Raw genomic sequence first — 22,419 nt, forward strand, 5'->3', positions numbered from 1 at the left:
CGCGCTCCCGCTATTCGTTACGGATGCGTCGCTTGATGTTGTTCCTGCTCGCGGTCCTGACGGCGATCGTCGTTTATGCGTTTTCCGAGGCACGGCGCGACCCGGTAGTCCGCCGCGCGACCATCGCCATGCTCGGCTGGCCGGAGAGCACACCGCCGATGCGGGTCGCGCTGCTCAGCGACATCCATATCGGCGGCCCGGCGATGCCCGAATGGCGGCTGAGACGCATCGTTGGGCAGGTAAACATGCTCCGCCCCGACCTCGTGCTGATGGCGGGCGACTTCATCAGCGGCGAGGATCCAGTTGCGGGCGCACGGGCCGCGGCCCGGCTCGGCGCACCCCTGAGCAGGCTGCGCGCCCGGTACGGCGTGGTCGCGGTGCTCGGCAATCACGACCACTGGACCGCGCCCGAAATGGTTCGCGCGCAGCTCGCGCAAGCAGGCGTGACCGTGCTGGAGAACCAAGTCGCCAGGCGCGGTCCGCTGACGATCGGCGGCGTAGGTGACGCCTTTACCGGTCACGACCGAACCGCGGCGGTACTCGCCGAAATGACGCGGCCCGGACTGATCGTAACCCATTCGCCCGCCATCGTGCCGCAAACATCCAAGGGCACGCTCGTGCTGGCGGGCCATACACATTGCGGGCAGATCATGCTGCCCGTTATCGGCGTAAGGCTGGTGATGATGACCTCGCCCGATCGACCATTGTTCGATCCCAAATACCGCTGCGGCATCATCAGGCGGGAGGGCCGGGTCGTCGTCGTCACCGGCGGGCTAGGAGCGACCACCCCGTTTCGTATTGGCGCGCCGCCGGACATCTGGCTGCTGACGCTAGGACCTTAGTAGCTGCGGGTGAGTGACGCGGGAGTAAATCCCGCGTCGTCGGTCCTCGACAGGTGCCGAGGCCGGCCGCTCGGCTCGCTGTTTCGGAGGCTTAGGCTGTGCTTAAGCCGTCCGGCTCGCCTCGAACAGGAACCATGCCCTCTCCTCCGCCTGGTCGATCCACTCGTCCGCGATCGACGATGTTGCCGTATCGCGCGCCTCCTCTGCGCGCTCGCGGGCGTCGCGGATGACCTCGACGAGCTTCAAATTGTCCTCGCGCAGGTTCGCCAGCATCTCCTGCGGCGGCACGAAGTCGCGATCGTCGTCGCGAATCGACTGGTGGCGCTGAATGTCGCCGATCGAGCGGAGCGTGACGTTGCCCGTCTTGCGCACGCGCTCGGCGATCACGTCTGTGGTCTCCAGGATTTGCGTAGCCTGATCGTCGAGCATCAGGTGATAGTCGCGGAAATGCGGGCCGGACACGTGCCAATGATAGTTCTTGGTCTTGAGATACAACGCAAACGAATCGGCCAGCACGAGGTTGAGCCCGTCGGCCACGCTGCGCGTGTCGTTGCGGTTCAGGTCGGTGGGCGTGTCGAGCTGCTGGGGAACGGCGTCGGCCATGGGATGCTCCGGAATGGGGTTCGGAAGCGGAACGACGCGCGCGCCGATTGGCTCCCGCGTCAGAGCAGCCGGAGCGCCGAAAGCGCGAGTGCGGCACCGGTCGCGAGAAACAGCACCGCCGCGACCCGCCGCGCGGCAAGTTGGGGCAGGGCGGTCCAGGCCCGCTCGCCGATCAGCGCGGCGGGGGCGATCACCGCGAGCGATCCGATCGTTGCGCCGATCGCCGCCGCCCACGGCAGCGCCGCCCGCGCGGCGACCGCTAGGACGATGAACTGCAGCCCGTCGCCGAATGCCAGGATGAACAAGCCGACATAGCTCGTCCCGAACGCGCCCAGCTTCCATCCCGCCAGCCGATCGGGACCCTCCGAGCGCATCAGCCCGCCCGCACCCTGGAGCAGCAGCGCGAGCGCCAGGAACAGTCGCCCTGCTTCGGGCGTCAGCCTACCCTCCAGCAGCAATGCACCCGTGCAGGCGAGGGAGCTCGCGCATAGGAGGGCAAGCGCGGCGGCGAGGATCACCAGCCCCGGCCGCGCATACCGGTCGGTGAGGATCGCGGCCAGCCACGGCGTCCGGTCGCCGCTTTGCGCCAACGCGCCCGCGACCAGTGCCGCCATCAGCGCATCCACATGCTCATCCCGCCAGGCGCACTGCACAGGCCGCCGCGAATATGTCGCACGCCGCATCGTCGCTCCGCTCGCACCCGACCGCGTCGCTGAGCATCCCCAGCCAGCCATGGACGAGCGGTCCATGCTCCCCGCGCGACAGGGCGCGGTCGAGCAGGTGCGCTACCGTCACCGCCGGATGGAGCCCCGCCCGGTGCGCGATCGCACGTACCTGGTGCAGCTCGCCCACGAGATCGTGCGTTTGGGAGCGCGCGGCGCGGCCATCGATCGCGGCGATGCGGTGGGTGAGGTCGGCCCTCACCGCGTCCAGTCCAGTGCCCACCATAATGCATCCTCCCCGTCCCGGTCCGGAGGCTGCACCATCGGCATGAAGGTCGCGTTACCGGCGGGCGCGATTGACTTGGAGCCGGCGATGCGTCATTCGCGCCGCCGATCGAAGCGGCGGGCGCCTGTCCGCCGCCTTTACTCATTTCCGCACCGGATCGTCGAAGGATAAGGCCCGTGGCCAAGCCGACCACCATCAAGATCAAGCTCGTCAGCACCGCCGACACCGGCTTCTTCTACGTCACCAAGAAGAACCCGCGCACCAAGACGGAGAAGCTGTCTTTCAGCAAGTACGACCCCGTCGTGCGCAAGCATGTCGAGTTCAAGGAAGCGAAGATAAAGTAAGGCGCAGGGCGGCTTGCGGCGCCCCGCCGCAAGACTCGCCCAAGCCCGGCCGGCGTGGCGCAAGCCACGACCGACGACGCGGCTTTGCCGCGTCGAACCCGTCTTACATCAGCGCCGCGACCTCGTTCATGAACCGCTGCAGGCTGATCGGTTTCGACACATACGCGTTCGCCCCCGCCGCGCGGATGCGCTCCTCGTCGTCGCGGCCCGCATAGGCGGTGACGGCCATCACCGGGATCGACCGGAGCTCTGCGTCGGCCTTGAGCTCCAGGATCAAGTCGTATCCGGTCACGTGCGGCATCTGGATGTCCATCACGATCAGGTCGGGTGCGAAGGCACGCGCGCGCGCCACCGCCTCGCGCCCGTCCCGCACGGGCTCGACCGAATGGTGATGCGCGCGGAGCAGGTCGCAGAACAGCTTGAGGTTGAGTTCGTTGTCCTCGACAACGAGCACCTTCTTCGTCAAATCGCGCAGCCCATCACGGGTCGGGATATAGCGATTTGCGCCGACAAGATACACCCGACGCCGCCGCCCTCGCGCTCCGGGCGCTGGTCTGGACGCTCGGCGAACCCGAACGTGCACAGCGCCTGCTCGACTTGACCGGCCTCGATCCGAGCGACCTGCGCGAGCGCGCGGGCGAGCCCGCGGTGCTGGCGGCGGTCATGGGCTTTCTGGAGGCGCATCAGCCTGACCTGATGGCTTGCGCGGAGGAGCTGGAGGTCGCGCCCGAGGCGCTGGTCGCGGCGCATGAGGAACTCGATCGTTGAGACCTCTCCTGATCTGCGACTGCGACGAGGTGCTGCTCCACATGGTCCGTCATTTCGGCGACTGGGTGGGCGAGGCGCACGACATGGACTTCACCGTCGGTCATCCGGAGGTGTTCAGGACGCTCCGCCACCGATCCACCGGCGAGCGCCCGGCGATGGAGAAGGCGTGGGAACTGCTAGGCGGCTTCTTTCCCGCCGAGATGGGTCGCCAGACGCTCGTCCCCCACGCCGCCGAAGCGCTCGCGGCTTTGAGCGAACAGGCGGACATCGTCGTCTTGACCAACATCGCCGACGAGTGCCGCGGCCCCCGCGGCGACCAGCTCGCGAAATTCGGCATCGATGCGCGTGTAGAGTGCAATTCGGGCGGCAAGGGCGGCCCCGTCGCCAGGCTCGTGGCCGAGTACGGCGCGACCGTCGCGGTGTTCGTCGACGACCTGCCCGTTCATCACGAATCGGTCGCGACCCATGCGCCGGGCGTCCACCGACTGCACATGGTGTCGGAGCCCGAGCTTGCGCCGCACATCGCGCCCGCCCCGCACGCGCATGCGCGCATCGACGACTGGCGCGACGCCCGGGCCTGGATCGCCGCGCGGTTCGAAGCCGGGTCGCCCGCCCCGACTTGACGACTGAGCAGGGGCCGGGCAGCTGCCGCGCATGACCGATTCCATCGACGCGAAGCTGGCCAAGCTGGGCCTGACTCTCCCCCCGGCGGCCGCGCCCGTCGCCGCGTACGTTCCGACCGTCGAGGCGGGCGGGATGCTGTATCTGTCGGGCCAGCTCCCCTTTCAGGACAGCCAGGTCGTGACCGGTCGCCTGGGCGAGACCATGTCGCTCGAGGACGGCCAGGAAGCCGCCCGCCTTTGCGGCCTGATGGTCGTCGCGCAGATAAAGGCGGCGCTGGGCGGATTCGACCGGGTGCGCCGGATCGTGAAGCTGGGCGTGTTCGTCAACTCCACCCCCGACTTCACCGATCAGCCCAAGGTCGCCAACGGCGCGTCCGAGCTGATGGCGGCCTTGTTCGGCGAGACGGGCCGTCACGCCCGCGCCGCCGTCGGCGTCGCCGCCCTCCCGCTCGGCGCGGCGGTCGAAGTCGACGCGGTGATCCAGCTGAACTGAGCGGGTTGGAGGCGGCGCGCCCGCGTCCTATCTCGGTAGGCGCATGACCGCCGTCACCGCCCGCATCGTCGACGGCGTCGCCCAGATACCTGCGGCGGACTGGGACGGCTGCGCCGGCACGGGTAACCCGTTCGTCTCGCACGCCTTCCTCTCGATCCTCGAGGAATCCCGGAGCGTCGGCGGGCGATCGGGCTGGCAAGCCGTGCCGATCGTGATCGAGGGTGCGTGCGGAACCACACGCGCAGTCGCGCCCGCCTACGCCAAGAGCCACAGCCAGGGCGAGTACGTGTTCGACCACGGCTGGGCGGATGCCTGGGAGCGCGCGGGCGGGCGTTACTATCCCAAACTTCAGCTCGCCGCGCCCTTCAGCCCGGTGCCGGGTCCGCGTCTGTTGCTGCGCGACTCGGCGGACGCGCCCGCGCTGATCGCCGGGGTTGAGGCCGTCGTCGAGCAGCACGGCCTGTCCTCCGCGCATGCGACCTTCGTAACACCCGAACAGCTGCCGCTGTTCGAGGCGGCGGGCTGGTTGATCCGCGAGGGCGTCCAGTTCCACTGGGCGAACGACGGCTACGCGACCTTCGACGACTTCCTGAACGCGCTGGCGTCGCGCAAGCGCAAGGCGATCCGCAAGGAGCGCGCGGGCGCGGTGGAGGGGCTGACGATCCGCCATCTGACCGGCGCCGAGCTGACCGAGGCGCATTGGGACGCGTTCTGGCGCTTTTATCAGGACACCGGGCGACGCAAATGGGGCCAACCCTATCTGACCCGCGCCTTCTTCTCGCTGCTCGGCGAGCGGATGGGCGACCGTACGCTCCTGATCCTCGCCGAGCGGGACGGGCGACCGATCGCGGGGGCGCTCAACCTGGTCGGCGCGGATACGCTCTATGGTCGCTATTGGGGAGCGACCGAGGAGGTGCCGTTCCTCCATTTCGAGCTCTGCTACTATCAGGCGATCGACGCCGCGATCGCGCGGGGACTCCAGTTCGTCGAGGCGGGCGCGCAGGGCGAGCACAAACTGGCGCGCGGTTATTCCCCCGTGGCCACCTGGTCTGCGCATCATCTGCCCGACCCGAACTTCCGCGAGGCGGTCGCCGAGTTCCTCCGCCGCGAGCGCGCGGGCATCGCGGCGGAACGCGATTACCTGGAGGCGTTCACCCCGTTCCGGAAGGCGGGATAGGCGGAGCGCGCCCTTGTCCACTTTTGGCGTCCACCCGCAGCAGCAGGTTGCGCCCGTCGCGCCAGATCGGCGTCAGTCCCCGGAGCAGCGCCGGGTCGTAAGGCGGCGGTTGCAGGATCCAGACGTAATCGAACGCCTCGCGCGGGAACTCCGCCAGCGCGCGGCCGATCGGTCGCCACAGCTCGCGCCGGCATTGGACGTAGGTCACCATCTGGCTGGGGTCATGGGAATATCGACCCGATGCGTAGTAACGGGTCGTCAGCAGCTGGCCGCCCGGCATCGACCATTGGTCGTTCGAATAGGCGAGGCGGCGGACCAGCGCCATCGCGGGAATGTGCTCGAGCCGCGAATAGGCCCACTCGTCGCGGCAGGTGCGCCCGACGAAGGTCAACAGCCGTGCCCCCATCGGCACGCGCGGCAGCACAGCCAACGCCCGGTCATAGCTGCGATCATAGAGTGCGTAGCTCCAGGTCGTGCCACCCAGCCGCGCGAGGAAGAAGGCAAGGCCCAGCGCCGCCAACGTCGCCGATCCCTTCACCGACACCCCGCGACGCGGTCGCAGCGCCACCAGCGCGATCGCCACCGCGAACGGGATCAGCCGCATATCCGCATAGGCCGAGCCGAACACCACGCGGGGCAGTAGAAAGAACACCAGCAGCAGGAACAGCGCCGACAACAGCAGATTGCGCGAATATTCGATCCGCTGGTTCCGCACTCCCCGAAACAGGATAAAATACAAGATCGTCGCCGATGCGATGTCCCACGCCATCCACTGGTCGCGCAGGATCATGGCGACGTAGGAGAACTTGCCGCGCCAATTGAACCAGTCGCCCGTCTTGCCGGTGACGTGGTCGCTCGACCGCCAGGATACCATCAGCACCATCGGCAGCGCGAGCGGCAGGCAGCCCAGCCCGGCGCGTACGGCGGGTAGCGCCCAACGGCGCGTCAGCCCGTGCTCGCCCGCGGCGGCGTCGTGCTGGCGGATCAGCTCGGCGGAGAAGGCGAGCACGCCCAGTACCCCCCAGCCGAAGGTGTGGCACAGCCACAGCAGGCACGAGGCGGGCACGAACAACGCCGCGCGCAGCCGCAACCGCCCCATCCGCGCGAGCCGCAGCCACAGCGCGAACAGGTTGAGCGCCACCGCCATCGACAGCGCGAAATTCACGAACCCGAACTGGAACGGATAGCCGTAGGCGAGCGGGAGCGCGAACAGCGCGGTCGCGGGCACGCGCCCATGGACCTCGCGCGCGATCCAGAGCAGCCCCGCCACCGTCAATGCGGGGATGAGCAGCACGATCAGCTTGACCGCCGGTTCGAGCCCGAGCAGCCGGCCCAACGGCTCGATCAACAGATCGACGCCCAGATTGCCGATCACCTGCCAGCGGAAATCGTACCAGGTCGCCAGATGCGGATGATCGCCGATCGCGAGCTGCACGCGGTAGCGGCCCATATGCCCGGGCAGATCGACGAGCGGAGGGATGTCGGGCCACCAGAGCGGGATCGTCGAGGCGAGCGCGGCCAATGCGACGAACAGGCGGGTCTGCCACCAGTGGAGTTCGGTCGGGGGCTGCGCCTGCATCGGCCCCGGCCCTAGGCCCGCCGGTTTGGCGCGACAAGCGGGCCGATCGGTGCGTCAGCCCGGCGCGTACAGGTCCCGGTCCAAGCGGCGGAGTCCGGCCGCGCGCGCCCATGCCGGGTCGCACGCGACGACATAGGCGATGCGCCATTCGCCGAATACCACTCGCGCCGCCGCCGGGTCGTTCCTCGCCATGAACAGCGCGCGGTTGCCGGCGTTGTTGCGGTGATATGGTGCGGCGACCACCGAATGCCGGGTCTCGAGCAGGATGCGCGGGCCAAGATCGATCGGCGCCAGCACCCGGCCGGGTGCTAAGCGCGCGAGCGCGGGCGGCAGCTCACAGGTGACCGCGTCCGGCGGCGGATCCGACGCGGCCGGAACCGCGCCCGCCGCGAGCGGATAGAGCATTCCCGCCGATGCCGCCCACGCGCCCGCCAGCCGCCAGCTGCCGCGTCCGCGCGCGGCAACGACCACCGCCGCCAGCGCGGGCGCGGCGAGTAGCGCGGCCGGGTAGGCCCCGCGCAGCTGGACGCAGGCCACCGCGAGTGCGACCGCCTGCAATGCCGCCAGCACCGCCCACCCACGCGTCGGTTTGCGCCGCAGCCGCCACCCGCCCGCGATCAGCCCCGCCGCCGCCAGCCCCAGATAGGCGAAGCTCGTGCCCGGCGGCGCGGTCAGGATCGACCGCGCCTCACCCACGCGCGCCAGCCAGACCCGCACGAGGTACGGGTCGACCCCGCCATAGGGCGACAGGCAGCGCGGGGCGACCGACGCGACGAACGCTCCCGCCCCCGCCAGCACCGCGACTACGAGGCCGGTCCGCGCGCCCGGTCCGACCCGCGCGGGAATGAGCGCGAGGAGCGCGAGCGCCCCCGCCATCGCCGCGGTCGCTCGCCAAGCTTCCAGCGTCAGCCCGTCGCACCATCCGATCGTCCACCCATCGGCCGCGAACGCCGCGCGCGCGGCGACCAGCCCGCCGCCCGCCCCGACTGCGAGTCCGCCCAGCCTGCGCTGGGCGGTCTTGTTCCCGCGCACCCATTCGACCACCGCGACGAGCCCGAGCACCCCGATGAGCGGCGCGGTCTCCAGACCCACGACCAGGCTTGCCGCGCCGAGCACGCCCTGCCCAGCGCCGCGCCCGAGCGTCGTCGGGCCGAGCAGCATGAGCACCGATCCAAGTAACAGTACGAGCTGCAATCCATGATGGTCGATCCGACCCGGCGCGAACACCGTGGTCGCGGGATATGCGATCGCCGCGATCACCGCCGCGACCCCCGCCGCCGGTGCGCCCGCGACGATCCGCGCCGTTCGCTGGATGAGGAACAGCGCGGCGGCGAACAGCATCAGCGGCCAGGCGACCACCGCCGCGACCTCCGCGCCGTGGCGGCCGACCACCGGCGCGAGCGCGACGATCAACCCCGCCGGACCCAGATCGGCCGCCCGCGTCCAATGCATCGGCAGCCCGCCCGCCAGCCGGTGCTGCGTCAGGTCGGACCAGCCCTGCCCACCCAGCCAGTCGCGGACCTGCACCAGCCGCATCGCGTCGTCGGTGTCGGGCAACCTGAGCGCCGACAGCGCCGACCAGTCGCGTACCGTCCAGGCCGCGCCCAGCGCCAGCGCCAGTCCGCCCGCCCGCGCGGCGTCCGCCCTCCAGTCCCGGTCCATCCCGTCCCAGCTAGCACCGGGACGGTTAACGGATCACCGGTCGCGCCGCCCCAGCAACCCCACGCCGCGATCAACGATCGCGTCGGCCCAGCAAGCGCAGCCGGAGCGCATTCAGCTTGATGAACCCCGCCGCGTCGCGCTGGTCGTACGCGCCGCCGTCGTCCTCGAACGTCACGACCTTTTCCGAATAGAGCGAATGCGGCGAACGGCGGCCGACGACATGCGTAGCCCCCTTGTAGAGCTTCAACCGCACCGTCCCGTCGACCTTGGCCTGGCTGTGATCGATCGCCGCCTGCAGCATCTCGCGCTCCGGCGAGAACCAGAAGCCGTTATAGACCAGCTCGGCATAGCGCGGCATCAGCTCGTCCTTCAGGTGCGCCGCGCCCCGGTCGAGCGTCAGCTGCTCGATCGCGCGGTGCGCGACGTGCAGGATCGTGCCGCCCGGCGTTTCATACATGCCCCGCGACTTCATCCCCACGAAGCGGTTCTCGACCAGGTCGAGCCGCCCGATCCCGTGCGCGCGGCCGAGGTCGTTGAGCTTGGCGAGCAGCGACGCGGGGGACAGCCCCTCGCCGTTCACCGCCACCGCGTCGCCGCGCTCGAAATCGACGGTGATCACTTCCGGCGTATCCGGCGCGTCCTCCGGCGCGACCGTACGCGAATAGACGTAATCGGGCACCTCGTCCCACGGATCCTCCAGCACCAGTCCCTCCGACGAGGTATGGAGCAGGTTGGCGTCGGTCGAAAAGGGAGCCTCGCCCCGCTTGTCGCGCGGGATCGGGATCTGACGCGACTCGGCATATTCGATCAGCTTGGACCGGCTCGTCAGGTCCCACTCCCGCCATGGCGCAATCACGCGGATGTCGGGCTGGAGCGCATAATAGCCGAGCTCGAAGCGGACCTGGTCGTTGCCCTTGCCCGTCGCGCCGTGCGCCACCGCGTCCGCGCCAACCTCGCGCGCGATCTCGATCTGGCGCTTGGCGATCAGCGGCCGGGCGATCGAGGTGCCGAGCAGATACAGCCCCTCATAGAGCGCGTTGGCGCGGATCGTCGGATAGACGTAGTCGCGCACGAATTCCTCGCGCAGGTCGTCGATGAAGACGTGTTCGGGCTTCACGCCCATCATCAACGCCTTGTCGCGCGCCGGCCCGAGTTCCTCGCCCTGGCCCAGATCGGCGGTGAAGGTCACGACCTCGCACCCGTATTCGTCCTGCAGCCAACGCAGGATCACGCTGGTGTCGAGCCCACCCGAATAGGCGAGCACCACTTTATTCACGGGATCGGTCACCACTGGTCCTTCGAAAGCGAGGATTCGCGCCCGTACCGGGCGTTCATTTGGGGTACAAGCCGGGGCGGGTAACGCGTCCTTTCCCGTGAAAGGTCCCCGCCCGTGACGCGACTGCTTGCCCTCGTCCTCATCGTCCTGCCCGTCCCAGCTCTGGCGCAGGAGACCCAGGCCACCGCCGCCGCCCGCTTCTCGCGCGAGTTCGCCGCGACCGACCTGAACAAGGACGGCGCATGGACCAAGCCGGAAATCGCCGCGCGCCTGGGCCGGATGCGCGCGGGCACGAAGAAGCCCGATCCGGTCAACGTCCAGCGCCTGACCGACCTGTGGTTCGGCCGCGCCGACCTCGACAAGAACGGCCGCGTGACCGAGGCCGAGGCGCAGGGGCTGCTGGCGGCGGTGTTCCAGCGCTACGACGCGAACCGCGATGGCCGCATCGGCGGCGGCGAGCGTGCGGCGGCCAAGGCGGGCGTGCAGGGGCGATAGGAGGGATCGAAGCCGGGAGCCGCCCGTTCAGGCGGGCATGACTCATCCAGCAGCTTTCCCCACGCGCCTCCTTATTCTCGGCTTGGCGCTTGCCACCGGGGCCGCGGCGCTCGCCCAGACGCCGACCACGCGTGTCGCCTCGCGCGCCTGGGTCCGGACCGAGTTCGCGCGCGCCGACCTCAACCGCGACGGCGTGCTCGCGCGCGGCGAGGTGACGCAGGCCGTCAACCGTCATTACGGTCGGCTGTCGACCGGGCGCAGCCGCATCCTGACCAACATGTGGTTCAACCGGCTGGACGGGAACAAATCGAACTCGATCGCCCGCGACGAGGCCCAGACGGTTAACGACGAGTTCTGGACCCGCTTCGACCGCAACCGCGACGGCCGCCTGGGCCCACGCGAACGGGGTTTCGCCGAAGCGTTCCTGAAGAACCCGGCGCGCTAGACTCCGCGCCGTTCCCGCGCGATGATGCGCGCGGGAGGGGACGCGATGGCGGACGAGGTCGAGACGTTGTTGGCCAAGGCTCCGCCCGCCCGTGCTGCGGACGCCCGTGCCGCGGCCGAGCTGATGGCGCGGGTCACTGGCGAGCTTCCGGTCGCCTGGGGATCGATGATCGGCTTCGGCCGGTACCGTTACCGCTACGAGAGCGGACGCGAGGGGGAGGCCTTCCGCGTAGGCCTGGCCGCGCGCAAGGACGCGCTGACGTTGTATCTGCCCGGTGAGGGGCCGGACCACGACGCGCTCCTGCGCCGGCTCGGCCCGGTGAAGCTCGGCAAGGGCTGCGTGTACGTGAAGCGGCTGGCGGATGTCGACCACCCCGCGCTCGAGGCGCTCGTCGCCTACGTCCACGCCAACCCGCCGAGCGCTGCCTAGCCCAAACCCTCTCCCGCTTTCGCGGGAGAGGGACAGGCGCGTCAGCGCCAGGGTGAGGGCCGGACCTCTAGCCGCGCAGGCCCGCCCCTCACCCTAGCCGCGTCTACGCCGCGTCTATCCCTCTCCCGCAAAAGCGGGAGAGGGATCGTCATCCCGCAGCCCCGCCTCCGCCACCCCCACATAACCCCGCGTCACCGGCACCGCGCGCCGCGAGCGCGAAAATTGCAGCTGATAGTTGCACATCCCCCCGAACTCGAACGCTGCCGCCGCGCCCGACAGGTAGAAGGTCCACATCCGGTAGAACGGCTCGTCGTACATCGCCACGATCGCCGCCCGCGCCGCGACGGCGCGCTCGTACCAATGCCGGATCGTCCAGGCGTAATGCAGCCTGAGCACCTCCACGTCGGTCGGGAACATGCGCAGGCCCTCATACCCCCGCACGATCTCCGACAGCGCCGGGTTGTAGCCGCCCGGAAAGATGTGCTTCGCGGTCCAGGCGTCGGTCACCCCGGGCTTGCCGATCCGCCCGATCGTATGGAGCAGCATGACGCCGTCCTCGCTCAGCAGGTCGCGGCATTTGGCGAAGAACGCCCGGTATTGGGGCGGGCCGACATGCTCGAACATGCCCACCGAGACGATCCGGTCGAACCGACCCTCCACCGCGCGGTAGTCGATCAACTCGAACCGCACCTTGTCCGCCACCCCCGCCGCCTCGGCGCGGGCGCGCGCGACCGCGAGCTGCTCGGTGGATAGCGTGACGCCGAGCACCTCGGCGCCCGTCTTCGCGTGCAGGTACAGCGCCAGCCCGCCCCAGCCGCATCCGATATCGAGCACGCGCATCCCGGGTTCGAGGAGCAGCTTGGCCGCGATGTGCGCCTGCTTGTCCGCCTGCGCCTGTTCCAGCGTGTTTCCCGGATCGGTGAAGTAGGCGCAGCTATATTGAAGGTCGGGGTCGAGGAAGAGCCGGTAGAAGTCGGCCGACAGGTCGTAATGATGCGCGACGTTGCGCCGAGACCGCCGCGCCGAGTTATAACGATCGAGCCGGTATCTGACGGCGTCGAGCGCGCGCGTCGTCCGGCCGCCCTTCATCTGGCTGCGCCCGCGCTCCCAGGCGTTGCTCGCCTTCAACATGCGGACCAGGTCCCACACCTCGCCCTGTTCGATCGTCATACGCCCGGCCATGAACATCTCGCCCGCGCCGAGCCCCGGATCGGCAAGGATCCGCCGCTCGGCCGCGCGGTCGGTGAAGCGGATCGTCACGTCGGGGAGCTCGGGATCGGCCCGCCCGAAGACGACGCGGTCGCCGCCCGGATGGATCACGGTGAGGCGCCCGCGCTTTACCGCGCGCGCCAGGAAACGATCGATGAGCGCCATGGGCGTAAAGCCTAGCCGTAGGCGCGCCAGAAGAACACGCCCGTCGTCACCGCCGTGACCAGCAGCGTCCACGACCGGACCGCGCCAGCGGGCAGCCGCAGCCCCAGATGCGCTCCCGCCCAACCGCCGAGCACCGCCCCCGCCAGCATCGGCAGGCACGCCGCCCACGCCACCATCCCGAAACCCACGAACACGAGGGCCGCCGCCGCATTGGCGATCCCCAGCATCAGCGTGCGCGGCGCGAACAGCGCGCGCGGCGCGAGCCCCGCGAGCAGCCCGTACACCGCCGTCGTGATCAACCCCACGCCCCCGCCGAAATACCCGCCATACACCCCCAGCAACGTCTGCGCGGCGATCAGCGAGCGCGGCCCGATCGCTACGCGCTCATGCAGCCACGCCGACGCCTGCTTGCCGAATGCGATGACCAGGAACGCGAACAGCAGCAGCCAGGGGATGACGAGATCGAAGGTCGCGGTGGGCGTCCACACCAGCAGCAGGCTCCCCGCGATCGCGCCCGTGAATGTGAGCCCCGCCAGCATGACGAGCGACACCCCGCCCAGCGGTCCCAGCTCCCCCCGGAACGTCCAGGCGCTCGCCGCCGCGCCGGGCAACAGCGCGACGTTCGACGTCGCGTTGGCGGTGTTGGCGGGCAACCCGAGCGCGATCAGCGCGGGCAACGTCGCGAAGGTGCCGCCCCCCGCGAGCGCGTTCATCGCTCCGCCCACGATCCCGGCGGCGAAGGGCAGGGCGAGGGGGAGGAGGTTGGGCACCGCGCTCTTTCCCGCGTCCGGGCGCGCTTGTCGACTCGCATTGCGGTGCCGAATGGAGTGACCAGCCGTCCCACCCACCTCGTCACGCCGGGCTCGACCCGGGATCCCGCTGACCTTCGCGCAAAGGAAGAAGCGGGATGCCGGGTCAAGTCCGACATGACGGATTAGGGTGGAGAGCAGACATCCCGTTCTCCTTGCCCCGAACGGCGTTTTTCGGCAGCACGGGCCGGACGCAGCGGGGACGAATGAGTATGCAGAGCGCCACACCAACATTCAGGCAGTGCTTCGTGAGCCTCGCGCTCGGCATGGCGCCCCTCTTCTTGCTTTTAGCTGTTTCGGCGATGTTCGGCGCAAACACCGTCAGTTCCGGCGGCCAAAACGTGCATGGAGTAGGCGCGCTCGTAGTATGTGTGGTCCTAAATCTTGTTTTCCCGGCGCTCTTCGCGGGAGTCCAGAAGCTTGGCTACACTTTCCTAGGTTTGCTTGGCCGTCGCGGGTCTAAGTCTGAGGATTAAGTAAGTCACAAGCTGGACTATAGGCTGCCTAGATGTCCGCAATGACTCGAGATCGACAGCGCGAAAGTCGCTGTCCTACAAGATGCGGCTTGTGCCAGAGTCGCCGCGACTCGGATTCAACGTGCTCCAGCGCTCTTTGACATTGTTCTAAATCGAAACGATGAAGCCGGATCGTTCGCGCCTTGGTGTCAAGCGTGTCAAGCGGCTCGGCTCGTAAGTGATGACCACGGTCAGGATTGAACCCGCCGCGGAGGCGTCCTTGGCGTGACTTTATTGACCTTCCGCCCGCGTCACGACAGTCCCTCGATCTCGCCCGCCGCGTTCAGGCGCATGCCTTCCGCCGCCGGAATGCGGGGCAGGCCGGGCATCGTCATCAGGTCGCCGCAGATCGCCACCACGAAGCCGGCACCCGCCGCCAGCCTGACCTCGCGCACCGGCACGTTGAACTCCGTCGGCGCGCCGACCAGCGCCGGGTCGGTCGAGAAGCTGTATTGCGTCTTGGCCATGCACACCGGCAGCCGGCCGTGACCCGCCGCCTCCCACATCGCGAGCTGCTTGCGGATCGCGGGCGGCGCGGTGACGCCGCGCGCGCGGTAGATGCGCGTCGCGACCTGCTCGATCTTTTCGAACAGCGGCAGCTCGTCCGGGTATAACGGCGCGAACCGCGCCGTCCCGCCGTCAGCTAGCGCCGCGACCACCTCGGCCAGCTCGACCGCGCCCGCGCCGCCTTCCGCCCAGTGGCGGCAGACGATCGCTTCCGACCCGGCCGCCGCCACGAGGTCGCGGATTGCCTCTAGCTCAGCGGGCGTGTCCGCGTCGAAGCCGTTGATCGCGACGACCGCGGGTACGCCGAATGACCGGATGTTCTCCAGGTGACGCAGCAGGTTGACCGCCCCCCGCCGTACCGCCTCCACATCCTCGCGGGCGAGATCGCCCTTGGCGACCCCGCCGTTCATCTTGAGCGCGCGCACCGTCGCGACGATAGCCGCGGCGTCGGGCGACAGCCCCGCCTGGCGGCATTTGATGTCGAAGAACTTCTCCGCGCCCAGATCCGCGCCGAACCCCGCCTCGGTGACGACGTAATCGCCCAGCGCCAGCGCCGCCTTGGTCGCGATCACCGAGTTGCAGCCATGCGCGATATTGGCGAACGGCCCGCCATGGACGAAGGCCGGGGTGCCCTCCAGCGTCTGGACGAGGTTGGGCTTGACCGCCTCGCGGAGCAGCACCGCCATCGCTCCGTCCGCCCTCAGCTCGCGCGCGGTGACCGGCCGCCGGTCGCGCGTGGAGGCGACGACGATGCGGCCGAGCCGGTCCTGCAGGTCGTCCAGGTCGCGCGCGAGGCACAGGATAGCCATCACCTCCGACGCGACGGTGATGTCGAACCCGGACTCGCGCGGGTAGCCGTCAGCCACGCCACCAAGCGACTGGACGATCCGGCGTAGCGCCCGGTCGTTGACGTCGAGCACGCGCCGCCACGTCACCCGCCGCACGTCGATACCCAGCGCGTTGCCCCAATGGACATGGTTGTCGATCATGGCGGCGAGCAGATTGTGCGCCGCCGTCACCGCATGGAAGTCGCCGGTGAAATGGAGGTTGATCTCCTCCATCGGCGCGACCTGCGCGCGACCCCCGCCGGTAGCACCGCCCTTGGTCCCGAAACATGGCCCCAGCGATGGCTCGCGGAGCGCGAGGACCGCGCGGCGGCCGGTCAGCGTCAGCGCGTCCGCCAGACCGATCGAGGTGGTCGTCTTGCCCTCGCCCGCGGGCGTCGGATTGATCGCGGTGACGAGGATCAGCTTGCCGCGCGTCGGCCTAGGCTCGATCGCGCCCGGGTCGATCTTGGCCTTGTACCGCCCGTACGGCTCGACCGCCTCGTCAGGGATGCCTAGCCGGGCGGCGACCTCACCGATGGGGTGGAGCGTCGCGGCGCGGGAGATCTCGATGTCTGTCTGCATCGCCGGCCGCTACCCCGGCCGGGTTGGCTAAGCCAGCGCCGCCATCTTCTCGTCGGCCTGCAGGTCGAGCTCGGCGCGAGACTTGCGCTCGGCCGCGGTCTTGAGCTGCCCGCACGCCGCATCGATGTCCCGCCCCCTCGGCCGCCGGACGGGCGCCGAGATACCACCCTCGAACACGATGTCGGAGAAGCGCGCCACCCGCTCGGGCGTCGAGCATTCGTACGGCGCGCCGGGCCATGGGTTGAACGGGATCAGGTTCACCTTGGCGGGCAGCCGGTAGTGGCGGAGCAGCCGCACCAACTCGTGCGCATCCTCGTCGCTGTCGTTCTTGTCCCGCAGCATGACGTACTCGAACGTGATCCGCCGCGCGTTGTTCGCGCCGGGATAGTCGGCGCAGGCCTGGAGCAACTCCTCGATCCCGTATTTGCGGTTCAGCGGCACGATCTCGTCGCGTACCTCCTTGGTCACCGCATGGAGCGACACGGCCAGATTGACCCCGATCTCCGCCCCCGCGCGCGCCATCATCGGCACCACGCCGCTCGTCGACAGCGTGATCCGGCGCTTGGACAGGGCGAGCCCGTCGCCGTCCATCACCACCCGGAGCGCGTCGCGTACCGCGTCGAAGTTATAGAGCGGCTCGCCCATCCCCATCATGACGATGTTGGTGAGCATCCGCCCCTCCGGCTGGCTCGGCCATTCGCCCAAGCCGTCGCGCGCGAGCATCACCTGCCCGACGATTTCGCCCGCGGTCAGGTTACGCACCAGCCGCATCGTGCCCGTGTGGCAGAAGCGGCAGTTGAGCGTACACCCCACCTGGCTCGACACGCATAGCGTCCCCCGGTCGGCGTCGGGGATGAACACCATCTCGTAATCCTGCGCGTCAGGGCTCCGCAGCAGCCATTTGCGCGTGCCGTCGGTGGACACCTGCGCCTCGATCACCTCGGGCCGGCCTACCACGAACCGTTCGGCGAGCCACGGCGTCTGCGCCTTGGCGATGTCGGTCATCTGCGCGAACTCGGTCGCGCCGCGATTGTAGATCCAGTGCCAGATCTGCTTGGCGCGCAGCTTGGCCTGCTTGGGCTCCATCCCGCCCGCGAGCAGTTCCTCGCGCAGTTGGTCCTTGCCCAACCCGACCACGTCGACGCGTCCGTCGGGCCTGGGTACAACCGCGCGCGGGACGGGCACGGGATCGATGTGCCCGGGAATGGGCATGAGGGCGGCCGGAACTATCTGCATGAGTGGCGATATAGTCGAAAACGCGCCCGGATTCCACTCTCGGACGCCTGCGACCGATCGCCGCCTCCCGCGTTCAGCCTGCTCGACCGTCCACGGGAGCGTTCAGCCGATGACCGACCACACCGACACCGCAGTCCAGGCCCGCCGCCGCGAGATCGCGGCCGAGCATGTCCTGTTCAAGACGCTGGAGTATGTCGAGGCGCGCCACCCCGGCCTCCTCGACTTCGTCGAGAGCAGCCTCGACCATCTAGGCGACCCCGCAAGGGACGAGACCAAGGACGACGAAGCCGTCCGCGCCATCGCCCGCAAGATGCTCGCGGGTGCGCGACGCGAGGGCGTGGGCTAGCCGACCAAACAGGCGAGCGCCGCAGCATCTATCGCGGTGGCCGCGCCGTCGAGCCGGTACAGATCGGCGAAAGGTCGTCCGCCGACGCCGACCGCATCGACGCTCATACTGCGCCCCGACCGCATTGCCGCCACCGCAGCGCGCTCGGCAGTCGCGTCGGGTGCCCAAGCGTCCGTGCCGTTCGCGATCAGCGGAAAGCGCCGCTCGCCGATCGATAGGGCCACCTCCGCGGAGCGGTCGCGCGGACGCGACAGGCGGATGTGAAGACTGTTCCGGCGACCCTGCGCGGGCCGTGTGCCGACGCCGACGAAAGGTCGCCACGACCGGCGTCCGCCCGCGATCGCCGGCTCCGCGATCGCATAGCAATGGCCCGTATCCCGGAAAGCCCCCCACCCGCCGTGCACGCCGATCAGCTCGCGCGCGCCGAGCGGCGCCGCGATCAGCAGCAGCGTGGCCGGCGCGAACCTCATACGGGAGCGTGTCCGCCGCCGAGATGGACCACCGTCTCGTGCCCGCCCTCGATCATCACCACGCTTCCCTGCGGCAGACCGGGGGCGAGCGGACTTCCCATCGACGGGTCGATGGGCAAGCCGGTCATCACGCCGCGCATCACCCGGCTGGAGATGCCGTGCATGACCACGAGCCGGTCGCCCATGTCGTCCGCCGTGTCGGCGAGCCAGCCCGAAACGCGCTCCGCGATCGCGACGTATTCCTCGCCGTCGGGCGCGATCTTGAGCGCGTGGGTGATAGGATCGATCACCGGCCCGACCTCCGCCACGACGTCGGCGTAGTAGCGCCCGCCCCACGATCCCATCCCGATCTCCACTAGTCGCGCGTCGGTCCGTGCCCCGTGCCAGTCGAGCTCGAGATGCTCGGCGATCACCGCCAGCGTCTGCAGCGCTCGGCCCGTCGGCGACGCCCACAGCGTCAGCGCCGGCCCGGGGCCGAGCGACGCACGGAGCGCCCGTCCCATCTCGTCCGCCTGCGCGAAGCCCGCGCGCGTCAGCGGCGTGTGCGCATGGTCGCCCTGCAACCGGCGTGCGGCGTTGAACACCGTCTCGCCATGCCGCGCGAGGAAATCCCGGCCGCCCCTGCGACCGTTCCGTCCGACCCCGATCCGTACGCCATCACACATGCGCGGCTTGTCGGAGCGGAGCGGCGGGAAAGCAACGTACTTTCCCCTTAGGCCGCCGAGCATAACCGAGCGAAAACCAGATTTTGGGGAGGGGACGGTGCTTGCTCCGGCCGGGTCATTCCCGGTAGGACTTTCACCGACATCGCCGCGGACGGGGTGCCGGGGCTAGGGGATTTCCATGAAGGCGACCATCGAACGCGCGACCCTGCTCAAGGGCCTGAGCCACGTCCAGTCGGTGGTGGAACGCCGTAACACCATTCCGATCCTGTCCAACGTGATGCTCGACGCACGGGACGGCTTGCTCCGGATGACGGCCACCGATCTGGACCTTCAGATCAACGAGAGCGTGACGGCGGATGTCGACCAGCCCGGCGCGATCACCGTGTCGGCGCACACGTTGTTCGATATTGCGAGGAAGCTGCCCGAGGGATCGCAGGTCCAGCTCGCCGCCGCCGACGGCCGCATGACGATCATAGCGGGCCGCGCGCGCTTCTCGCTCGGCACGTTGCCGCGCGACGACTTCCCGGTGATCGCCGAGGGCGAACTGCCGACCAAGTTCGAGCTGCCCGCCGAGACCCTGAAGCAGATCATCGATAAGACGCGCTTCGCGATCTCGACCGAGGAGACGCGCTATTATCTGAACGGCATCTTCCTCCATATTTCGGAAGACGCGGGGCAGCCCGTCCTGAAGGCGGCGGCGACCGACGGGCACCGGCTGGCGCGCGTGACCATGCCACGGCCCGATGGGTCGGACGGGATGCCCGACGTAATCGTGCCACGTAAATGCGTGGCCGAACTTAGGAAGTTGCTCGACGAGGTTGACGGCGCGGTTGGCATGTCGCTGTCGCCCACCAAGATCCGCTTCGATCTGGGACAGGCCGTGCTGACCTCCAAGCTGATCGACGGCACCTTCCCCGATTACAGCCGCGTGATCCCGACGGGGAACGACAAGATCCTGCGCCTCGATCCGCAGGCGCTGAAGGAGAGCGTCGACCGCGTCGCCACCATAGCCACCGAAAAGACCCGCGCGGTCAAGATGGCGCTCGACCGCGACAAGGTGACGTTGTCGGTTACGAGCCCGGAGAACGGCACCGCCGCCGAGGAGGTGCCGGGCGACTACGCGTCCTCCTCGTTCGAGATCGGCTTCAACAGCCGCTATCTGCTCGACATATTAGGCCAGATCGACGGTGATACGGTGGAGGTCCATCTGAACGACGCTGCGGCACCGACGCTGATCCGCGAGAACGACAAGAGTTCGGCGTTATATGTGCTGATGCCGATGCGGGTGTGATCTCCGGGCGACCTTGACCGACGGCCGCTGCTCCCTTACCGACATTATTGTCAGTAAGGGAGCAGCCCTATGTATCAGACCCAGGCCGTCGACATCTACAAGCGCGACTGGCGGACCGCGATCGCGGCGCTCAGGAAGCTGCTCGCTAATGGCGACGACACGACGCAGGTGTTCATCATCATGCGCGCGCTTAACGGCGCGGCGACGCCCAAGAACTATACGCGGCTGCTTAAGACATCGGATGGGGCGCGACAGGCGTATGAGCGCGTCGAGCTGGCGGCGGACCTGTTTTCCGACCCCGACTTCGTCGCGGGCTGCCGGCCCGGCACGGTCGGCGCCGCCTACCGCGATTGGTTGGCGGAGACGGGCTATTCGGCGCAGGGGCTCGCCGAGGTGTCGAACCTGGACGGGCTGGAGAAGCCGATCCCGCACCCATATGCCTGGTTCGGACGACGGACGCGCGACGTGCACGACATCTGGCATGTGCTGACCGGATATAAAGCCGACGAGACGATGGGCGAGGCGGCGCTGGTCGCCTTCTCCTATGCGCAGACCAGGGGCATGGGCTGGGCGCTGATCGGGGCCGGCGCGGCGCTCAAGAGCATTCGGCAGACCAAGGGCCGGCTGTTCGCCCGCGCGGTGTGGGAGGGCTACCGGCAGGGTAAGCGCGCCAAGTGGCTGCTGGGCGAGGATTACGCGGCGCTGATGCGCGAGCCGCTGGACGCCGCGCGGGAGCGGTTGCGGATCGGCGAGCCGGTCGCGTACCGGCGGGCGCAGCGCGAGCTGGGGCCGGCGCTCGCCTCCTACGCCAGCAAGCAGAAAGCGGCCGCGCTCGCCTGACCGGCCGCGTGGCGCTAGGGCCGGGCGCGATGCTGTCGCGCCTCGTCCTCACCGACTTCCGTAATCACGCAGGCCTGACGTTGGAGGTCGGGCCGGGGTTCGTGGTGCTCACGGGCGAGAACGGGTCGGGCAAGACCAACGTGCTGGAGGCGGTGTCGCTGCTGGCGCCGGGCAAGGGTTTGCGGCGTGCGGACCTGTCCGACATGGCGCGGCAGGGTGGGCCCGGCGGGTTCGGGGTCGCGGCCACGCTGGCGTCGGAGGTGGCCGAGCGGGTCGAGATCGCGACGGGCGCGCTCGCGGCCGCGCCCGAGCGGCGGGTGGTGCGCGTTCAGGCCGCGCCCGCCACAGCAGCGTCGCTGCCCGAATGGCTGACGGTGCTCTGGCTGACGCCCGCGACCGACCGGCTGTTCGTCGAGCCCGCGGGGGAGCGGCGGCGGTTCCTCGACCGGCTGACTTTGGCGTTGTCGCCTGCGCACGCCACCCATGCCGCGCGGTACGAGGCGGCGATGCGGGCGCGGGGCCGACTGCTGGCCGAAGGGGTTGAGGGCGCGCGGCCCGACCCGGAATGGATATCCGCGCTGGAGGCGCAGATGGCGGAGCATGGCGCGGCGCTGGACGCGGCGCGGCGGGAGACGGTGGCGCTGCTCGGCGAGCGGTTGCGGGCTCAGGCTGCGGGGCCGTTCGCGCGGGCGGGGCTGGCGCTGGAGGGGTGGAGCGGAGACGCGGGCGAGCTGCTGCGGCTGCTTCGAGACGGCCGGCAGCGCGACGCGGCGGCGGGGCGGGCGCTGAACGGGCCGCACCGCGCCGACCTCCACGTCACGCATTTGGACAAGGATCGCGCCGCCGCGCTCGCCTCGACGGGCGAGCAGAAGGCGCTGCTGCTGGGGCTGGTGCTCGCGCATTCCGAGCTCGTCGCCGAGCGGACGGGGCGCGTGCCGGTGCTGCTGCTGGACGAGGTGGCCGCGCATCTCGACCCGTCGCGGCGTGCGGCGTTGTTCGAGCGGCTCGCCGGGCGCGGGCAGGTATGGATGACGGGGACGGAGCCCGCGCTGTTCGAGGCGGTGGGCGGGGACGCGACGCGGCTGGGGTTGGGATAAGGCGAGCCCGTCGTGAGGTGGACCGCACTTGGTCCGGGGCGGCTCCATGCATCCATCGGGCGGTTGAGCCGTTGCGCCGCCACGATACTTTTCAAGGAATTCCCCATGGCTGACGTTACCCGCATCAAGGAGCATATGGACGTGATCGGCGCTGACGGCGTTCATCTGGGCACGGT

The 22,419-nt window shown here is 69.4% G+C and carries 26 protein-coding genes; 13 read left to right on the forward strand and 13 right to left on the reverse strand.

The window, feature by feature from the left end; genetic code table 11:
* The first annotated feature begins 23 nt into the window (after positions 1-23).
* A complete protein-coding gene (locus ACFE7F_RS07460) occupies positions 24-842 on the forward strand; it encodes a metallophosphoesterase (protein WP_375403216.1) in 819 nt (272 codons plus the stop codon).
* Between the two features lie 102 nt (positions 843-944).
* Here the strand turns inward: ACFE7F_RS07460 and ACFE7F_RS07465 are convergent, their stop codons facing one another.
* Genes ACFE7F_RS07465 through ACFE7F_RS07475 form a run of 3 tightly spaced genes read right to left on the reverse strand, consistent with a single transcriptional unit; the run spans position 945 to position 2,393 of the window.
* The gene (locus ACFE7F_RS07465; protein WP_375403217.1) at positions 945-1,445 is read right to left on the reverse strand and encodes a Dps family protein; all 501 of its coding nucleotides are present in this window, start codon (positions 1,443-1,445) and stop codon (positions 945-947) included.
* 59 nt (positions 1,446-1,504) lie between these two features.
* Positions 1,505-2,059, reverse strand: coding sequence for a TMEM165/GDT1 family protein (locus tag ACFE7F_RS07470; RefSeq protein ID WP_375403218.1), 555 nt, complete (start codon positions 2,057-2,059; stop codon positions 1,505-1,507).
* Positions 2,060-2,075: 16 nt separating this feature from the next.
* The gene (locus tag ACFE7F_RS07475; RefSeq protein WP_375403219.1) at positions 2,076-2,393 is read right to left on the reverse strand and encodes a hypothetical protein; all 318 of its coding nucleotides are present in this window, start codon (positions 2,391-2,393) and stop codon (positions 2,076-2,078) included.
* Positions 2,394-2,569: 176 nt separating this feature from the next.
* On the opposite strand from ACFE7F_RS07475, the gene rpmG reads away from it, so the two are divergent.
* Positions 2,570-2,737 carry a 50S ribosomal protein L33 gene (gene rpmG / locus ACFE7F_RS07480; protein WP_375403220.1) on the forward strand — a complete coding sequence of 56 codons (168 nt, stop codon included), beginning with the start codon at positions 2,570-2,572 and terminating at the stop codon, positions 2,735-2,737.
* A 103-nt stretch (positions 2,738-2,840) separates the two neighbouring features.
* Here the strand turns inward: rpmG and ACFE7F_RS07485 are convergent, their stop codons facing one another.
* Positions 2,841-3,203 (reverse strand): response regulator, encoded by a 363-nt coding sequence (locus ACFE7F_RS07485; protein WP_375403221.1) that lies wholly within the window; start codon positions 3,201-3,203, stop codon positions 2,841-2,843.
* A 35-nt stretch (positions 3,204-3,238) separates the two neighbouring features.
* Between ACFE7F_RS07485 and ACFE7F_RS07490 the strand changes: the two genes are divergently transcribed.
* From ACFE7F_RS07490 to ACFE7F_RS07505, 4 genes are read left to right on the forward strand one after another with little or no spacing between them, the layout of a single operon-like run.
* Positions 3,239-3,505 carry a DUF3572 domain-containing protein gene (locus tag ACFE7F_RS07490; RefSeq protein ID WP_375403222.1) on the forward strand — a complete coding sequence of 89 codons (267 nt, stop codon included), beginning with the start codon at positions 3,239-3,241 and terminating at the stop codon, positions 3,503-3,505.
* Positions 3,502-4,128 (forward strand): HAD family hydrolase, encoded by a 627-nt coding sequence (locus tag ACFE7F_RS07495; RefSeq protein ID WP_375403223.1) that lies wholly within the window; start codon positions 3,502-3,504, stop codon positions 4,126-4,128. Before ACFE7F_RS07490 ends, ACFE7F_RS07495 begins: the two co-directional genes overlap by 4 nt.
* Before the next feature lie 31 nt (positions 4,129-4,159).
* Positions 4,160-4,621: a RidA family protein gene (locus tag ACFE7F_RS07500; RefSeq protein WP_375403224.1), complete on the forward strand. Its 462-nt coding sequence runs from the start codon at positions 4,160-4,162 to the stop codon at positions 4,619-4,621.
* A gap of 43 nt (positions 4,622-4,664) precedes the next feature.
* Positions 4,665-5,798, forward strand: a complete 1,134-nt coding sequence (locus ACFE7F_RS07505) for a GNAT family N-acetyltransferase (RefSeq protein WP_375403225.1) — start codon at positions 4,665-4,667, stop codon at positions 5,796-5,798.
* Here ACFE7F_RS07505 and ACFE7F_RS07510 read toward each other — a convergent pair.
* From ACFE7F_RS07510 to ACFE7F_RS07520, 3 genes are all read right to left on the reverse strand, one after another.
* Positions 5,773-7,377, reverse strand: a complete 1,605-nt coding sequence (locus ACFE7F_RS07510) for a hypothetical protein (protein WP_375403226.1) — start codon at positions 7,375-7,377, stop codon at positions 5,773-5,775. The genes ACFE7F_RS07505 and ACFE7F_RS07510 overlap by 26 nt on opposite strands.
* A 54-nt stretch (positions 7,378-7,431) precedes the next feature.
* Positions 7,432-9,039, reverse strand: coding sequence for a hypothetical protein (locus tag ACFE7F_RS07515; protein WP_375403227.1), 1,608 nt, complete (start codon positions 9,037-9,039; stop codon positions 7,432-7,434).
* A gap of 70 nt (positions 9,040-9,109) precedes the next feature.
* A complete protein-coding gene (locus ACFE7F_RS07520) occupies positions 9,110-10,327 on the reverse strand; it encodes an argininosuccinate synthase (RefSeq protein WP_375403228.1) in 1,218 nt (405 codons plus the stop codon).
* Positions 10,328-10,429: 102 nt separating this feature from the next.
* Between ACFE7F_RS07520 and ACFE7F_RS07525 the strand changes: the two genes are divergently transcribed.
* From ACFE7F_RS07525 to ACFE7F_RS07535, 3 genes are all read left to right on the forward strand, one after another.
* Positions 10,430-10,810 (forward strand): hypothetical protein, encoded by a 381-nt coding sequence (locus ACFE7F_RS07525; RefSeq protein ID WP_375403229.1) that lies wholly within the window; start codon positions 10,430-10,432, stop codon positions 10,808-10,810.
* 82 nt (positions 10,811-10,892) lie between these two features.
* On the forward strand, positions 10,893-11,255 hold the full coding sequence (locus ACFE7F_RS07530) for a hypothetical protein (RefSeq protein WP_375403230.1): 363 nt from the start codon (positions 10,893-10,895) through the stop codon (positions 11,253-11,255).
* A gap of 45 nt (positions 11,256-11,300) precedes the next feature.
* A complete protein-coding gene (locus ACFE7F_RS07535) occupies positions 11,301-11,684 on the forward strand; it encodes a DUF1801 domain-containing protein (protein WP_375403231.1) in 384 nt (127 codons plus the stop codon).
* Between the two features lie 114 nt (positions 11,685-11,798).
* Here the strand turns inward: ACFE7F_RS07535 and ACFE7F_RS07540 are convergent, their stop codons facing one another.
* From ACFE7F_RS07540 to rlmN, 4 genes are all read right to left on the reverse strand, one after another.
* Positions 11,799-13,058 carry a class I SAM-dependent methyltransferase gene (locus tag ACFE7F_RS07540; protein ID WP_375403232.1) on the reverse strand — a complete coding sequence of 420 codons (1,260 nt, stop codon included), beginning with the start codon at positions 13,056-13,058 and terminating at the stop codon, positions 11,799-11,801.
* Positions 13,059-13,069: 11 nt separating this feature from the next.
* Complete coding sequence (locus ACFE7F_RS07545) at positions 13,070-13,828, reverse strand: sulfite exporter TauE/SafE family protein (protein WP_375403233.1); 759 nt, start codon at positions 13,826-13,828, stop codon at positions 13,070-13,072.
* A gap of 805 nt (positions 13,829-14,633) precedes the next feature.
* A complete protein-coding gene (locus ACFE7F_RS07550) occupies positions 14,634-16,298 on the reverse strand; it encodes a formate--tetrahydrofolate ligase (RefSeq protein ID WP_375403234.1) in 1,665 nt (554 codons plus the stop codon).
* A 27-nt stretch (positions 16,299-16,325) separates the two neighbouring features.
* Positions 16,326-17,534: a 23S rRNA (adenine(2503)-C(2))-methyltransferase RlmN gene (gene rlmN, locus ACFE7F_RS07555; RefSeq protein WP_375403235.1), complete on the reverse strand. Its 1,209-nt coding sequence runs from the start codon at positions 17,532-17,534 to the stop codon at positions 16,326-16,328.
* A 109-nt stretch (positions 17,535-17,643) separates the two neighbouring features.
* Between rlmN and ACFE7F_RS07560 the strand changes: the two genes are divergently transcribed.
* The gene (locus ACFE7F_RS07560) at positions 17,644-17,880 is read left to right on the forward strand and encodes a hypothetical protein (RefSeq protein WP_375403236.1); all 237 of its coding nucleotides are present in this window, start codon (positions 17,644-17,646) and stop codon (positions 17,878-17,880) included.
* Here ACFE7F_RS07560 and ACFE7F_RS07565 read toward each other — a convergent pair.
* Positions 17,877-18,350 carry a hypothetical protein gene (locus tag ACFE7F_RS07565; protein ID WP_375403237.1) on the reverse strand — a complete coding sequence of 158 codons (474 nt, stop codon included), beginning with the start codon at positions 18,348-18,350 and terminating at the stop codon, positions 17,877-17,879. The two genes, ACFE7F_RS07560 and ACFE7F_RS07565, sit on opposite strands and share 4 nt — an antisense overlap.
* Complete coding sequence (locus ACFE7F_RS07570) at positions 18,347-19,015, reverse strand: histidine phosphatase family protein (RefSeq protein WP_375403238.1); 669 nt, start codon at positions 19,013-19,015, stop codon at positions 18,347-18,349. The genes ACFE7F_RS07565 and ACFE7F_RS07570 overlap by 4 nt, the downstream gene beginning before the upstream one ends.
* Positions 19,016-19,193: 178 nt before the next feature.
* On the opposite strand from ACFE7F_RS07570, the gene dnaN reads away from it, so the two are divergent.
* The 3 genes from dnaN to recF all read left to right on the forward strand — a co-directional run bounded on the left by dnaN (position 19,194) and on the right by recF (position 22,243).
* A complete protein-coding gene (gene dnaN / locus ACFE7F_RS07575; protein WP_375403239.1) occupies positions 19,194-20,306 on the forward strand; it encodes a DNA polymerase III subunit beta in 1,113 nt (370 codons plus the stop codon).
* 69 nt (positions 20,307-20,375) lie between these two features.
* Positions 20,376-21,146: a Coq4 family protein gene (locus ACFE7F_RS07580; protein ID WP_375403240.1), complete on the forward strand. Its 771-nt coding sequence runs from the start codon at positions 20,376-20,378 to the stop codon at positions 21,144-21,146.
* Between the two features lie 29 nt (positions 21,147-21,175).
* Positions 21,176-22,243 carry a DNA replication/repair protein RecF gene (gene recF, locus ACFE7F_RS07585; RefSeq protein WP_375403241.1) on the forward strand — a complete coding sequence of 356 codons (1,068 nt, stop codon included), beginning with the start codon at positions 21,176-21,178 and terminating at the stop codon, positions 22,241-22,243.
* Positions 22,244-22,419 lie beyond the last annotated feature (176 nt).

It is taken from the genome of uncultured Sphingomonas sp., from assembly GCF_964235535.1.
GTDB lineage: Bacteria > Pseudomonadota > Alphaproteobacteria > Sphingomonadales > Sphingomonadaceae > Sphingomonas.

Bases quoted from the DNA above. Each gene is read 5' to 3' on its own strand.
- ACFE7F_RS07570 (WP_375403238.1), bottom strand. From the start codon at position 19,015: ATGTGTGATGGCGTACGGATCGGGGTCGGACGGAACGGTCGCAGGGGC.
- dnaN (WP_375403239.1), top strand. From the start codon at position 19,194: ATGAAGGCGACCATCGAACGCGCGACCCTGCTCAAGGGCCTGAGCCAC.
- ACFE7F_RS07535 (WP_375403231.1), top strand. From the start codon at position 11,301: ATGGCGGACGAGGTCGAGACGTTGTTGGCCAAGGCTCCGCCCGCCCGT.
- ACFE7F_RS07465 (WP_375403217.1), bottom strand. From the start codon at position 1,445: ATGGCCGACGCCGTTCCCCAGCAGCTCGACACGCCCACCGACCTGAAC.
- ACFE7F_RS07540 (WP_375403232.1), bottom strand. From the start codon at position 13,058: ATGGCGCTCATCGATCGTTTCCTGGCGCGCGCGGTAAAGCGCGGGCGC.
- ACFE7F_RS07510 (WP_375403226.1), bottom strand. From the start codon at position 7,377: ATGCAGGCGCAGCCCCCGACCGAACTCCACTGGTGGCAGACCCGCCTG.
- ACFE7F_RS07565 (WP_375403237.1), bottom strand. From the start codon at position 18,350: ATGAGGTTCGCGCCGGCCACGCTGCTGCTGATCGCGGCGCCGCTCGGC.
- ACFE7F_RS07550 (WP_375403234.1), bottom strand. From the start codon at position 16,298: ATGCAGACAGACATCGAGATCTCCCGCGCCGCGACGCTCCACCCCATC.
- ACFE7F_RS07505 (WP_375403225.1), top strand. From the start codon at position 4,665: ATGACCGCCGTCACCGCCCGCATCGTCGACGGCGTCGCCCAGATACCT.
- ACFE7F_RS07515 (WP_375403227.1), bottom strand. From the start codon at position 9,039: ATGGACCGGGACTGGAGGGCGGACGCCGCGCGGGCGGGCGGACTGGCG.
- rlmN (WP_375403235.1), bottom strand. From the start codon at position 17,534: ATGCAGATAGTTCCGGCCGCCCTCATGCCCATTCCCGGGCACATCGAT.
- ACFE7F_RS07475 (WP_375403219.1), bottom strand. From the start codon at position 2,393: ATGGTGGGCACTGGACTGGACGCGGTGAGGGCCGACCTCACCCACCGC.
- recF (WP_375403241.1), top strand. From the start codon at position 21,176: ATGCTGTCGCGCCTCGTCCTCACCGACTTCCGTAATCACGCAGGCCTG.
- ACFE7F_RS07470 (WP_375403218.1), bottom strand. From the start codon at position 2,059: ATGGCGGCACTGGTCGCGGGCGCGTTGGCGCAAAGCGGCGACCGGACG.
- ACFE7F_RS07560 (WP_375403236.1), top strand. From the start codon at position 17,644: ATGACCGACCACACCGACACCGCAGTCCAGGCCCGCCGCCGCGAGATC.
- ACFE7F_RS07460 (WP_375403216.1), top strand. From the start codon at position 24: ATGCGTCGCTTGATGTTGTTCCTGCTCGCGGTCCTGACGGCGATCGTC.
- ACFE7F_RS07500 (WP_375403224.1), top strand. From the start codon at position 4,160: ATGACCGATTCCATCGACGCGAAGCTGGCCAAGCTGGGCCTGACTCTC.
- ACFE7F_RS07580 (WP_375403240.1), top strand. From the start codon at position 20,376: ATGTATCAGACCCAGGCCGTCGACATCTACAAGCGCGACTGGCGGACC.